2 protein-coding genes and 6 rRNA genes are annotated in these 14,965 nt (G+C 56.4%); all 8 read right to left on the bottom strand.

All coding sequences use genetic code 11. The features are described from left to right. Positions 1–21: 21 nt before the first annotated feature. The 8 genes from QNO08_RS01945 to QNO08_RS01910 all read right to left on the bottom strand — a co-directional run bounded on the left by QNO08_RS01945 (position 22) and on the right by QNO08_RS01910 (position 14,594). On the bottom strand, positions 22–507 hold the full coding sequence (locus tag QNO08_RS01945) for an SRPBCC family protein (RefSeq protein ID WP_229968353.1): 486 nt from the start codon (positions 505–507) through the stop codon (positions 22–24). A 233-nt stretch (positions 508–740) separates the two neighbouring features. Continuing rightward, positions 741–857: ribosomal RNA gene (rrf, locus tag QNO08_RS01940) — 5S ribosomal RNA — on the bottom strand. 280 nt (positions 858–1,137) lie between these two features. After that, positions 1,138–4,303, bottom strand: a 23S ribosomal RNA gene (locus QNO08_RS01935). 538 nt (positions 4,304–4,841) lie between these two features. Beyond that, a 16S ribosomal RNA gene (locus tag QNO08_RS01930) occupies positions 4,842–6,369 on the bottom strand. The 16S, 23S and 5S rRNA genes sit together here, the layout of an rRNA operon. Positions 6,370–6,911: 542 nt before the next feature. Further along, on the bottom strand, positions 6,912–8,723 hold the full coding sequence (locus QNO08_RS01925; protein ID WP_229968481.1) for a DUF5979 domain-containing protein: 1,812 nt from the start codon (positions 8,721–8,723) through the stop codon (positions 6,912–6,914). A 242-nt stretch (positions 8,724–8,965) separates the two neighbouring features. After that, positions 8,966–9,082 (bottom strand): 5S ribosomal RNA (gene rrf, locus QNO08_RS01920). A 280-nt stretch (positions 9,083–9,362) separates the two neighbouring features. Next, a 23S ribosomal RNA gene (locus QNO08_RS01915) occupies positions 9,363–12,528 on the bottom strand. A 538-nt stretch (positions 12,529–13,066) separates the two neighbouring features. After that, positions 13,067–14,594 (bottom strand): 16S ribosomal RNA (locus QNO08_RS01910). Between the last annotated feature and the right edge of the window lie 371 nt (positions 14,595–14,965).

Below are 14,965 nucleotides of genomic sequence, written 5' to 3'. Positions count from 1 at the left end.
GTCTGGGGTCAGGCGAGGATGCTACCGGGCGCCCATGAAACGTGCGTAGCGGTCAAGGATCTGCGGCCAGGCGGTGGAGAATCCGCCATGGGTTTCCACGGCTTCAGCAACTCCGCCGAGGCCGGAATGCGTGAGGCTGACGCGAGTAGCGTCGTCGCTGACCGGAGTAAAGGTGATGCGGACTTCAGTGGGAGTCTGCGGGCTGTGGCCGGCTACCCAATCCAAAACGAGCTCGGCATCCTGCACCCTGCTGTTGACGGCTGCCCACACTGCTGTTTGCCCCTCCGGCCCCGTCTCGGTCAGGGAGGCGGCCTCAAACTCCGGATGCGTGCCTTCCCCGAATTCCGTGTACTCCTCCGGCCACCAGAGGTGCAGGTATTCCGTAAAGCCGTTGAATGCTTCGTGAAGCTCACGGGGCACCTCGCGCTCAATAACGATGTCCTGCACAGCAGCCGACTCCTTGGCAGGTTCGGGCTGTTCGGCATGGGAAAAGAGGGAGGAGTTCATCGTTCCAGCCTAGCCGGATCGTGTCGGAGCGCGAACGTGCTCAATCTCTCGCGAGATGGCAGTAAGTGCTCTTCCCGGGGCCGGGACGTGCAGTTTCTGCCATCTCGGCGCAAAGAGAACCAGGGCCCGGGAGGGTGCCGGCGGGCCTGGAACACCCTGGTTAAACAAGTAAGGCCCCGCCAATGGCGGGGCCTTACTCTCTGAACAACCGGTGTCTTTCAACCGTAAATATTGTCCGGCGGTGACCTACTCTCCCACATCCTCCCGGATGCAGTACCATCGGCGCTGTGGGTCTTAGCTTCCGGGTTCGGAATGGGACCGGGCGTTTCCCCCACGCTATGACCGCCGTAACCCTTCCACCCGCACCACCCATATACAAACCTGGGTGAGGGGAAATCAATGGTCACAACACAACACACCATCAAAAACGACGTGTTGCAATAGCGAAGTTATAACTGTAATTATACGGCACACCACACCCTGAAAGGGGTACGGCGGTGCCGGTTCCACGGGTGACAAACCTCACGGGTTTGTTATCCGGGAACCACATAGTGGACGCAAGCAGCATGATCAACACAACCCTTTATACTTTGGAGAACCGTTTGAAGTCGTGTTCTCCCAGATTGTGGTGTGGTGTAAGTTATCGGCCTATTAGTACCGGTCAGCTTCACGGGTCTTTAGTCCCCGCTTCCACATCCGGCCTATCAACCCAGTGGTCTGGCTGGGGGCCTCTCACACACAAGGTGTATGGAAATCTCATCTCGAAGCGGGCTTCCCGCTTAGATGCTTTCAGCGGTTATCCCATCCGAACGTAGCTAATCAGCGGTGCACTTGGCAGTACAACTGACACACCAGAGGTTCGTCCGTCCCGGTCCTCTCGTACTAAGGACAGCCCTTCTCAAATTTCCTGCGCGCGCAGCGGATAGGGACCGAACTGTCTCACGACGTTCTAAACCCAGCTCGCGTACCGCTTTAATGGGCGAACAGCCCAACCCTTGGGACCTACTCCAGCCCCAGGATGCGACGAGCCGACATCGAGGTGCCAAACCATGCCGTCGATATGGACTCTTGGGCAAGATCAGCCTGTTATCCCCGAGGTACCTTTTATCCGTTGAGCGACGGCCATTCCACAATGTACCGCCGGATCACTAGTCCCGACTTTCGTCCCTGCTTGAGATGTCTCTCTCACAGTCAAGCTCCCTTGTGCACTTACACTCGCCACCTGATTGCCAACCAGGCTGAGGGAACCTTTGGGCGCCTCCGTTACTCTTTAGGAGGCAACCGCCCCAGTTAAACTACCCATCAGGCACTGTCCCTGACCCGGATTACGGGCCGAAGTTAGATATCCAGTATGACCAGAGTGGTATTTCAACGATGACTCCACCCGAACTGGCGTCCGGGTCTCACAGTCTCCCACCTATCCTACACAAGCCACACCGAATATCAATACCAAACTATAGTAAAGGTCTCGGGGTCTTTCCGTCCTGCTGCGCGTAACGAGCATCTTTACTCGTACTGCAATTTCGCCGAGTTTATGGTTGAGACAGCGGGGAAGTCGTTACTCCATTCGTGCAGGTCGGAACTTACCCGACAAGGAATTTCGCTACCTTAGGATGGTTATAGTTACCACCGCCGTTTACTGGGGCTTAAATTCCCAGCTTCGCCCGTAAGGGCTAACCGGTCCTCTTAACCTTCCAGCACCGGGCAGGAGTCAGTCCGTATACATCGTCTTGCGACTTCGCACGGACCTGTGTTTTTAGTAAACAGTCGCTTCCCCCTGGTCTCTGCGGCCCCGATCCCCTCCGGACAGCAAGTGTCCATCAAGGTTGGGGCCCCCCTTCTCCCGAAGTTACGGGGGCATTTTGCCGAGTTCCTTAACCATAATTCTCTCGATCGCCTTAGTATTCTCTACCTGATCACCTGTGTCGGTTTGGGGTACGGGCGGCTAAAACCTCGCGCCGATGCTTTTCTAGGCAGCATAGGATCACCGGATTCCCACCAAAGTGGGTCCCATCAGATCTCAGGTATCGTCATCAAAGACACAGCAACGGATTTACCTATCGCTGACCCTACATCCTTAGACCAGGACAACCATCGCCCGGCCCGGCTACCTTCCTGCGTCACACCTGTTAATACGCTTACCTCCCAGGATCAGGTCCCGCGCTCCACCAAAAACCGGGTCGCCACAAGGGCGGCCGGTCAGGTATTGGGCGGTTAGTGTCCCCCGCTTGGTATTGGCGGTTTTTCGCCGGTACGGGAATATCAACCCGTTGTCCATCGACTACGCCTGTCGGCCTCGCCTTAGGTCCCGACTTACCCAGGGCAGATTAGCTTGACCCTGGAACCCTTGATCATTCGGCGGACGGGTTTCTCACCCGTCTTTCGCTACTCATGCCTGCATTCTCACTCGTGTAGGCTCCACCGCTGGTTTACACCGCGACTTCACTGCCCACACGACGCTCCCCTACCCATCCAAACGCTTGAACGAAAATGGATAAACCATCCGCTTGGCTAATATTTGAATGCCACAACTTCGGCGGTGTACTTGAGCCCCGCTACATTGTCGGCGCGGAATCACTTGACCAGTGAGCTATTACGCACTCTTTCAAGGATGGCTGCTTCTAAGCCAACCTCCTGGTTGTCTTCGCAACTCCACATCCTTTCCCACTTAGCACACGCTTAGGGGCCTTAGTTGGTGGTCTGGGCTGTTTCCCTCTCGACTATGAAGCTTATCCCCCACAGTCTCACTGCTGCGCTCTCACTTACCGGCATTCGGAGTTTGGCTGACGTCAGTAACCTTGTAGGGCCCATTAGCCATCCAGTAGCTCTACCTCCGGTAAGAAACACGCAACGCTGCACCTAAATGCATTTCGGGGAGAACCAGCTATCACGGAGTTTGATTGGCCTTTCACCCCTACCCACAGCTCATCCCCTCCATTTTCAACTGAAGTGGGTTCGGTCCTCCACGCGCTCTTACACGCGCTTCAACCTGGCCATGGGTAGATCACTCCGCTTCGGGTCTAGATCACGCCACTGCATCGCCCTGTTCAGACTCGCTTTCGCTACGGCTTCCCCTCACGGGTTAACCTCGCGACGTAACACTAACTCGCAGGCTCATTCTTCAAAAGGCACGCTGTCACAAGCACGACACCACAAGTGGCATCGCCCTGCTCCAACGGATTGTAGGCACACGGTTTCAGGTACTGTTTCACTCCCCTCCCGGGGTACTTTTCACCTTTCCCTCACGGTACTTGTCCGCTATCGGTCATCAGGGAGTATTTAGGCTTACCAGGTGGTCCTGGCAGATTCGCACGGGATTTCTCGGGCCCCGTGCTACTTGGGATCCTCTCCAAGCGGCAGCATACATTCCGGTTACGGGGCTAACACCCTCTACGGCCTGGCTTTCAAACCAGTTCACCTATGCATCTGCACTCACTTCACCGATCCGGCAGAATCGGTACGGAAAGTCCCGCAACCCCAGTGATGCAACGCCCGCCGGCTATCACACACCACTGGTTTAGCCTCTTCCGCGTTCGCTCGCCACTACTAACGGAATCACTGTTGTTTTCTCTTCCTGTGGGTACTGAGATGTTTCACTTCCCCACGTTCCCTCCACGCACCCTATGTGTTCAGATGCGGGTCACCCGGTCACTCGCGCGCCGGGCGGGGTTTCCCCATTCGGACATCCTGGGATCAACGCTCGGTTATCAACTCCCCCAGGCTTATCGCAGATTCCTACGTCCTTCTTCGGCTCCTGATGCCAAGGCATCCACCGTGTGCCCTTAAAAACTTGACCACAAAGATCAATAAATATTTCCTGCTATCGAGAAAACCATGACAACACCGGACCACACCGCAAGGGCATGACCCGGAGCACCAGGTTTATCTGAAATTGCACTTAATAATTTTAAGATGCTCGCGTCCACTATGTAGTTCTCAAACAACAACCCCGTCACACCCCGCCACCACCACGTATTCACCGTGGATGGTCTTGGACCTGCGCAGGAACAATCAGAAACAACACGAAACCGTGTTCCTTCCAACCCTTCAAGAAGGCTTGAAATTCTTCGGTCCTGTTGTCTCAGGACCCAACAGTGTGCCAAACGGAAAAACCCGGTACTCAAGACCGGCAGCGGTTTCCAACCGGGACAGCGCCTCCGCAAGGAAGGCACGCACGGCGTACTAGACTGCCAGGCTCAACGCCGGGCACCTGCTTATTGATATTCCACCCTTGAGCACCCACCGGAGAACGAATGTCTCCGAGATGGGCATCTCCTGCAAAGCCCGCCTCCAACACTGTGGAAGGACACGGAAAACTCTGAGGTGCTCCTTAGAAAGGAGGTGATCCAGCCGCACCTTCCGGTACGGCTACCTTGTTACGACTTAGTCCCAATCGCCGGTCCCACCTTCGACGGCTCCCTCCCACAAGGGGTTAGGCCACCGGCTTCGGGTGTTACCAACTTTCGTGACTTGACGGGCGGTGTGTACAAGGCCCGGGAACGTATTCACCGCAGCGTTGCTGATCTGCGATTACTAGCGACTCCAACTTCATGAGGTCGAGTTGCAGACCTCAATCCGAACTGAGACCGGCTTTTTGGGATTAGCTCCACCTCACAGTATCGCAACCCTTTGTACCGGCCATTGTAGCATGCGTGAAGCCCAAGACATAAGGGGCATGATGATTTGACGTCGTCCCCACCTTCCTCCGAGTTGACCCCGGCAGTCTCCTATGAGTCCCCGCCATAACGCGCTGGCAACATAGAACGAGGGTTGCGCTCGTTGCGGGACTTAACCCAACATCTCACGACACGAGCTGACGACAACCATGCACCACCTGTAAACCGACCACAAGTGGGGAGCGTATTTCTACGCTTTTCCGGTTCATGTCAAGCCTTGGTAAGGTTCTTCGCGTTGCATCGAATTAATCCGCATGCTCCGCCGCTTGTGCGGGCCCCCGTCAATTCCTTTGAGTTTTAGCCTTGCGGCCGTACTCCCCAGGCGGGGCACTTAATGCGTTAGCTACGGCGCGGAAAACGTGGAATGTCCCCCACACCTAGTGCCCAACGTTTACGGCATGGACTACCAGGGTATCTAATCCTGTTCGCTCCCCATGCTTTCGCTCCTCAGCGTCAGTTACAGCCCAGAGACCTGCCTTCGCCATCGGTGTTCCTCCTGATATCTGCGCATTTCACCGCTACACCAGGAATTCCAGTCTCCCCTACTGCACTCTAGTCTGCCCGTACCCACTGCAGACCCGGGGTTGAGCCCCGGGCTTTCACAGCAGACGCGACAAACCGCCTACGAGCTCTTTACGCCCAATAATTCCGGATAACGCTTGCGCCCTACGTATTACCGCGGCTGCTGGCACGTAGTTAGCCGGCGCTTCTTCTGCAGGTACCGTCACTTTCGCTTCTTCCCTGCTGAAAGAGGTTTACAACCCGAAGGCCTTCGTCCCTCACGCGGCGTCGCTGCATCAGGCTTTCGCCCATTGTGCAATATTCCCCACTGCTGCCTCCCGTAGGAGTCTGGGCCGTGTCTCAGTCCCAGTGTGGCCGGTCACCCTCTCAGGCCGGCTACCCGTCGTCGCCTTGGTGGGCCATTACCCCAACCAACTAGCTGATAGGCCGCGAGTCCATCCAAAACCGCATCAAGCTTTCCACGGACCACCATGCGGTGGACCGTCGTATCCGGTATTAGACCCGGTTTCCCAGGCTTATCCCGAAGTTAAGGGCAGGTTACTCACGTGTTACTCACCCGTTCGCCACTAATCATTTTGTGCAAGCACAAAAGTCATCGTTCGACTTGCATGTGTTAAGCACGCCGCCAGCGTTCATCCTGAGCCAGGATCAAACTCTCCGTAAATGTGTTACAGACACAGCACCGGAGCCAAGGAAAATTGGCTGCACGGTCCTGCACTAAATTCGAAACCAGCTAAAAAAGTCCTCCCAACCCACGGGGTGGGCGGAAGAACCAGTTCAACCAATTAAAATAATTGGTATCAATAAACTTGGCACACTATTGAGTTCTCAAACAACAGATGCATCCGAAATACTCGGAAAAACAATTGAATGTCTTTCTTTTCTCTTCGCTGCAGTGTTTCTTTATTCTATTTCATCCGGACTGTTTTAGCAATTCGGGATATTCCGAAGACTGCTTCATTTTGTCCGGAGAAACCCACGCCAAATCCCCGGCTTTCCGCTCCCGGGCTTCTCAGCGCAGGATGGATCACCAGGATGTTTTTGGTGTGGTGTGGCCGCCATGCTCGTGAAGTTTTCCAACTCCCGGCCGCGGCGACTTAGAAGACTCTACACAGGTTTCGCCGGGCCCGCAAATCGCCCCGGCAGCGCCGGAGCCGGACCCTTTGAGGGGCCCGGCTCCGGTACTAAAGCGCCGCTGATCAAACCCTAGCTGTTGTGGCGCCGACGCGTTGATCCCAGGACCAACAATGATCCGGCAAGCAGTGCCCCACCACCGGCAATAGCGACGCCGTACGTGGCTGCGTCGGCACCGGTCTTCGGCAGTTGCTCAGTGGGCCGCTGCTGCTCGGCAACCGGCTGTTGCTCGGTAACTGGCACAGGTGCATACACGTTGACCACCTCGACGGTTTGAGACTGCCCGGGCAGGATGCCCACTTCACCAGTGCCTGAGGTTTCCACCGTGACGTCCTCGTTGGCTCCGGACGCTGGTTCCGAGACCCGGCACAGCACTCCCGCCGGAATACCTTCGTACCGCTGGGTATAGGTATCCGCAGTGGTCTCCTCGGGGATCACGAACGTCTCGTCAATCAGCCCGTCACCGCACTGGACATGAAGCACGACGTCGTCCTGCAGGCCGGCGCCCGAGCCGCTGATCGTCTTGGTGACCACAAGGCTCCCCGGATTGAATTCCACCGTATTGGCGACGGTGAGGACATTCTCCCCCTCGGTGATCGTCACCGCGTCCGAGACGGTCGGCGTCACCGTCACTTCGGTAGTGGATCCCGTGACCGGTTCGGTAACGGAGCACACCGTACCCACCGGAAGATCAACGATCGTTTCACTGACGGGAGCTGTGGTTCCCGCGGGGATCTCAAAGCTAAACAGCCCCGCTGCACCACAGTCGACAGCAAGCGCGATTGCACCTTGGCTGCCTATCGCTTCTCCTGCAAACGTTTTGTTTACCACGAGGTCTCCCGGTACAAAGAACTCCGCCGTCGCCTCGGCGGCGGCATTCAACACCGTGGTCTCGGCGAGGATGATGGGCTGCTTTTCCAACAGTGGATCAGCCTGGTCGTAGAGGTAGACGTTGCCGGTCTGGACGTTGACGGCAGCGCGTGCCCTGAGGACTCCCGGGTCGGTGGATGCCGGCGGGCCACCCACCCAGACCTGGGTCCCCGTAGGGACTGTGCTTCCGTTCGGGATAGGGACGGTCCCCGCAGCATCGGAGTACATGGTGTATCCGGTCGGCACGGAAACCGTAATCGCCGCACTTCCCTCCGCTGCCACCGTGAACGGGCCGCCGACGCTTCCCAACGGAGCCGCGGCAGCCGGGGGAGTCACGGTGACGTTCGGAGGGGGCGGTTCCGGCAGAGGCCCGTTGGTCCGGGCGTCTTCGACGATCGCCGCGACCGCGGGCCTGATGACCGTCTCCGTAGTATTGACCAGGTATCCGTCGGTTATGTACCAGATCGCGGCCTGCACCGCCGCAGCCTGCTGGTTTACCGACAAGCCCGCTGGGGCTGCGGGATTCGCAGGATAGTAGTTGTTCAGGATGTAATTTACGTAGCCAAGGTTGGCTATGTCGGCTTCCTCCCAGGGCGCGTTAACGTAGCCGACGCCGAGGGTGGTACCTATCGTGACGTCGATGCAATACATCCGGCCGAGCCGGCCATCGGCGTCCAGAGTGTTAAGGACGCCGGTGTATCCGCCGGCAGCAGGGACTCCCACGGGGTTGCCTTCGGGATAAGGCAGCGTGAGATCCGGCGGGGTGGGCTCGTCGGCCAGGAAACCCTGAATACTTTGACCTTCGCCTCGACTGGTAAAAACGACATCCGCGTTTGCGCTGGCCACCGGTGCCGGCTCAGTGGGGTCCGGATCCGTAACCCGGGCATTCGCGGGTGCCGCGAACGGTGCCAGCAGCAGCGCCGCAGCGGCGGCCGTACCTAAGAGTGACCTGCGTAGCCGGTGCCCGTGCCCCGGCCGACGCCGCAGGCCGGATGGAAAGGAATAATGGCTCATAGGGGTCTTCCTGCTTCTATCCCTGGGGATGATTCGCGAGTGACCATGCCGAAACCAGTTCGGCCTGTGTGCTAGGCACAGTATGTGGAATCCGAAGCCGGGGGTAGGCGGAACCGCAATATCCGTAGAAAGCCGGGGAGGGACCAAATTACCTATAGACATTCCCTGGTTAAACAAGTAAGGCCCCGCCAATGGCGGGGCCTTACTCTCTGAACAACCGGTGTCTTTCAACCGTAAATATTGTCCGGCGGTGACCTACTCTCCCACATCCTCCCGGATGCAGTACCATCGGCGCTGTGGGTCTTAGCTTCCGGGTTCGGAATGGGACCGGGCGTTTCCCCCACGCTATGACCGCCGTAACCCTTCCACCCGCACCACCCATAAACAAACCTGGGTGAGGGGAAATCAATGGTCACAACACAACACACCATCAAAAACGACGTGTTGCAATAGCGAAGTTATAACTGTAATTATACGGCACACCACACCCTGAAAGGGGTACGGCGGTGCCGGTTCCACGGGTGACAAACCTCACGGGTTTGTTATCCGGGAACCACATAGTGGACGCAAGCAGCATGATCAACACAACCCTTTATACTTTGGAGAACCGTTTGAAGTCGTGTTCTCCCAGATTGTGGTGTGGTGTAAGTTATCGGCCTATTAGTACCGGTCAGCTTCACGGGTCTTTAGTCCCCGCTTCCACATCCGGCCTATCAACCCAGTGGTCTGGCTGGGGGCCTCTCACACACAAGGTGTATGGAAATCTCATCTCGAAGCGGGCTTCCCGCTTAGATGCTTTCAGCGGTTATCCCATCCGAACGTAGCTAATCAGCGGTGCACTTGGCAGTACAACTGACACACCAGAGGTTCGTCCGTCCCGGTCCTCTCGTACTAAGGACAGCCCTTCTCAAATTTCCTGCGCGCGCAGCGGATAGGGACCGAACTGTCTCACGACGTTCTAAACCCAGCTCGCGTACCGCTTTAATGGGCGAACAGCCCAACCCTTGGGACCTACTCCAGCCCCAGGATGCGACGAGCCGACATCGAGGTGCCAAACCATGCCGTCGATATGGACTCTTGGGCAAGATCAGCCTGTTATCCCCGAGGTACCTTTTATCCGTTGAGCGACGGCCATTCCACAATGTACCGCCGGATCACTAGTCCCGACTTTCGTCCCTGCTTGAGATGTCTCTCTCACAGTCAAGCTCCCTTGTGCACTTACACTCGCCACCTGATTGCCAACCAGGCTGAGGGAACCTTTGGGCGCCTCCGTTACTCTTTAGGAGGCAACCGCCCCAGTTAAACTACCCATCAGGCACTGTCCCTGACCCGGATTACGGGCCGAAGTTAGATATCCAGTATGACCAGAGTGGTATTTCAACGATGACTCCACCCGAACTGGCGTCCGGGTCTCACAGTCTCCCACCTATCCTACACAAGCCACACCGAATATCAATACCAAACTATAGTAAAGGTCTCGGGGTCTTTCCGTCCTGCTGCGCGTAACGAGCATCTTTACTCGTACTGCAATTTCGCCGAGTTTATGGTTGAGACAGCGGGGAAGTCGTTACTCCATTCGTGCAGGTCGGAACTTACCCGACAAGGAATTTCGCTACCTTAGGATGGTTATAGTTACCACCGCCGTTTACTGGGGCTTAAATTCCCAGCTTCGCCCGTAAGGGCTAACCGGTCCTCTTAACCTTCCAGCACCGGGCAGGAGTCAGTCCGTATACATCGTCTTGCGACTTCGCACGGACCTGTGTTTTTAGTAAACAGTCGCTTCCCCCTGGTCTCTGCGGCCCCGATCCCCTCCGGACAGCAAGTGTCCATCAAGGTTGGGGCCCCCCTTCTCCCGAAGTTACGGGGGCATTTTGCCGAGTTCCTTAACCATAATTCTCTCGATCGCCTTAGTATTCTCTACCTGATCACCTGTGTCGGTTTGGGGTACGGGCGGCTAAAACCTCGCGCCGATGCTTTTCTAGGCAGCATAGGATCACCGGATTCCCACCAAAGTGGGTCCCATCAGATCTCAGGTATCGTCATCAAAGACACAGCAACGGATTTACCTATCGCTGACCCTACATCCTTAGACCAGGACAACCATCGCCCGGCCCGGCTACCTTCCTGCGTCACACCTGTTAATACGCTTACCTCCCAGGATCAGGTCCCGCGCTCCACCAAAAACCGGGTCGCCACAAGGGCGGCCGGTCAGGTATTGGGCGGTTAGTGTCCCCCGCTTGGTATTGGCGGTTTTTCGCCGGTACGGGAATATCAACCCGTTGTCCATCGACTACGCCTGTCGGCCTCGCCTTAGGTCCCGACTTACCCAGGGCAGATTAGCTTGACCCTGGAACCCTTGATCATTCGGCGGACGGGTTTCTCACCCGTCTTTCGCTACTCATGCCTGCATTCTCACTCGTGTAGGCTCCACCGCTGGTTTACACCGCGACTTCACTGCCCACACGACGCTCCCCTACCCATCCAAACGCTTGAACGAAAATGGATAAACCATCCGCTTGGCTAATATTTGAATGCCACAACTTCGGCGGTGTACTTGAGCCCCGCTACATTGTCGGCGCGGAATCACTTGACCAGTGAGCTATTACGCACTCTTTCAAGGATGGCTGCTTCTAAGCCAACCTCCTGGTTGTCTTCGCAACTCCACATCCTTTCCCACTTAGCACACGCTTAGGGGCCTTAGTTGGTGGTCTGGGCTGTTTCCCTCTCGACTATGAAGCTTATCCCCCACAGTCTCACTGCTGCGCTCTCACTTACCGGCATTCGGAGTTTGGCTGACGTCAGTAACCTTGTAGGGCCCATTAGCCATCCAGTAGCTCTACCTCCGGTAAGAAACACGCAACGCTGCACCTAAATGCATTTCGGGGAGAACCAGCTATCACGGAGTTTGATTGGCCTTTCACCCCTACCCACAGCTCATCCCCTCCATTTTCAACTGAAGTGGGTTCGGTCCTCCACGCGCTCTTACACGCGCTTCAACCTGGCCATGGGTAGATCACTCCGCTTCGGGTCTAGATCACGCCACTGCATCGCCCTGTTCAGACTCGCTTTCGCTACGGCTTCCCCTCACGGGTTAACCTCGCGACGTAACACTAACTCGCAGGCTCATTCTTCAAAAGGCACGCTGTCACAAGCACGACACCACAAGTGGCATCGCCCTGCTCCAACGGATTGTAGGCACACGGTTTCAGGTACTGTTTCACTCCCCTCCCGGGGTACTTTTCACCTTTCCCTCACGGTACTTGTCCGCTATCGGTCATCAGGGAGTATTTAGGCTTACCAGGTGGTCCTGGCAGATTCGCACGGGATTTCTCGGGCCCCGTGCTACTTGGGATCCTCTCCAAGCGGCAGCATACATTCCGGTTACGGGGCTAACACCCTCTACGGCCTGGCTTTCAAACCAGTTCACCTATGCATCTGCACTCACTTCACCGATCCGGCAGAATCGGTACGGAAAGTCCCGCAACCCCAGTGATGCAACGCCCGCCGGCTATCACACACCACTGGTTTAGCCTCTTCCGCGTTCGCTCGCCACTACTAACGGAATCACTGTTGTTTTCTCTTCCTGTGGGTACTGAGATGTTTCACTTCCCCACGTTCCCTCCACGCACCCTATGTGTTCAGATGCGGGTCACCCGGTCACTCGCGCGCCGGGCGGGGTTTCCCCATTCGGACATCCTGGGATCAACGCTCGGTTATCAACTCCCCCAGGCTTATCGCAGATTCCTACGTCCTTCTTCGGCTCCTGATGCCAAGGCATCCACCGTGTGCCCTTAAAAACTTGACCACAAAGATCAATAAATATTTCCTGCTATCGAGAAAACCATGACAACACCGGACCACACCGCAAGGGCATGACCCGGAGCACCAGGTTTATCTGAAATTGCACTTAATAATTTTAAGATGCTCGCGTCCACTATGTAGTTCTCAAACAACAACCCCGTCACACCCCGCCACCACCACGTATTCACCGTGGATGGTCTTGGACCTGCGCAGGAACAATCAGAAACAACACGAAACCGTGTCCCTTCCAACCCTTCAAGAAGGCTTGAAATTCTTCGGTCCTGTTGTCTCAGGACCCAACAGTGTGCCAAACGGAAAAACCCGGTACTTGAAGACCGGCAGCGGTTTCCAACCAATACAACGCCCCACAAGTGGGGCACGCACGGCGTACTAGACTGCCAGGCTCAACGCCGGGCACCTGCTTATTGATATTCCACCCTTGAGCACCCACCGGAGAACGAATGTCTCCGAGATGGGCATCTCCTGCAAAGCCCGCCTCCAACACTGTGGAAGGACACGGAAAACTCTGAGGTGCTCCTTAGAAAGGAGGTGATCCAGCCGCACCTTCCGGTACGGCTACCTTGTTACGACTTAGTCCCAATCGCCGGTCCCACCTTCGACGGCTCCCTCCCACAAGGGGTTAGGCCACCGGCTTCGGGTGTTACCAACTTTCGTGACTTGACGGGCGGTGTGTACAAGGCCCGGGAACGTATTCACCGCAGCGTTGCTGATCTGCGATTACTAGCGACTCCAACTTCATGAGGTCGAGTTGCAGACCTCAATCCGAACTGAGACCGGCTTTTTGGGATTAGCTCCACCTCACAGTATCGCAACCCTTTGTACCGGCCATTGTAGCATGCGTGAAGCCCAAGACATAAGGGGCATGATGATTTGACGTCGTCCCCACCTTCCTCCGAGTTGACCCCGGCAGTCTCCTATGAGTCCCCGCCATAACGCGCTGGCAACATAGAACGAGGGTTGCGCTCGTTGCGGGACTTAACCCAACATCTCACGACACGAGCTGACGACAACCATGCACCACCTGTAAACCGACCACAAGTGGGGAGCGTATTTCTACGCTTTTCCGGTTCATGTCAAGCCTTGGTAAGGTTCTTCGCGTTGCATCGAATTAATCCGCATGCTCCGCCGCTTGTGCGGGCCCCCGTCAATTCCTTTGAGTTTTAGCCTTGCGGCCGTACTCCCCAGGCGGGGCACTTAATGCGTTAGCTACGGCGCGGAAAACGTGGAATGTCCCCCACACCTAGTGCCCAACGTTTACGGCATGGACTACCAGGGTATCTAATCCTGTTCGCTCCCCATGCTTTCGCTCCTCAGCGTCAGTTACAGCCCAGAGACCTGCCTTCGCCATCGGTGTTCCTCCTGATATCTGCGCATTTCACCGCTACACCAGGAATTCCAGTCTCCCCTACTGCACTCTAGTCTGCCCGTACCCACTGCAGACCCGGGGTTGAGCCCCGGGCTTTCACAGCAGACGCGACAAACCGCCTACGAGCTCTTTACGCCCAATAATTCCGGATAACGCTTGCGCCCTACGTATTACCGCGGCTGCTGGCACGTAGTTAGCCGGCGCTTCTTCTGCAGGTACCGTCACTTTCGCTTCTTCCCTGCTGAAAGAGGTTTACAACCCGAAGGCCTTCGTCCCTCACGCGGCGTCGCTGCATCAGGCTTTCGCCCATTGTGCAATATTCCCCACTGCTGCCTCCCGTAGGAGTCTGGGCCGTGTCTCAGTCCCAGTGTGGCCGGTCACCCTCTCAGGCCGGCTACCCGTCGTCGCCTTGGTGGGCCATTACCCCAACCAACTAGCTGATAGGCCGCGAGTCCATCCAAAACCGCATCAAGCTTTCCACGGACCACCATGCGGTGGACCGTCGTATCCGGTATTAGACCCGGTTTCCCAGGCTTATCCCGAAGTTAAGGGCAGGTTACTCACGTGTTACTCACCCGTTCGCCACTAATCATTTTGTGCAAGCACAAAAGTCATCGTTCGACTTGCATGTGTTAAGCACGCCGCCAGCGTTCATCCTGAGCCAGGATCAAACTCTCCGTAAATGTGTTACAGACACAGCACCGGAGCCAAGGAAAATTGGCTGCACGGTCCTGCACTAAATTCGAAACCAGCTAAAAAAGTCCTCCCAACCCACGGGGTGGGCGGAAGAACCAGTTCAACCAATTAAAATAATTGGTATCAATAAACTTGGCACACTATTGAGTTCTCAAACAACAGACTGCTTCCGGCACCGGCAGGCTCAGATCCAGGGGACCTTCCGCTCTGCGTCGCTCCGGAGCAACTTTTCAATCTTACCGCCCTGATCTGCAGCTGTCAAAACGGCTGTTCGTCCGTCCGGCGAACCGGGTGAAGCCTAAGCTCCGTGACGCTCAGCTGTTCTCGTTGCCTCGATCAGCGCGGGTATTAACTCTAG

The organism is Arthrobacter sp. zg-Y820, assembly GCF_030142155.1.
Lineage (GTDB): Bacteria > Actinomycetota > Actinomycetes > Actinomycetales > Micrococcaceae > Arthrobacter_B.
This window is presented reverse-complemented; position numbering and strand designations above follow the sequence as displayed.

Bases quoted from the DNA above. Each gene is read 5' to 3' on its own strand.
- QNO08_RS01945 (WP_229968353.1), bottom strand. From the start codon at position 507: ATGAACTCCTCCCTCTTTTCCCATGCCGAACAGCCCGAACCTGCCAAG.
- QNO08_RS01925 (WP_229968481.1), bottom strand. From the start codon at position 8,723: ATGAGCCATTATTCCTTTCCATCCGGCCTGCGGCGTCGGCCGGGGCAC.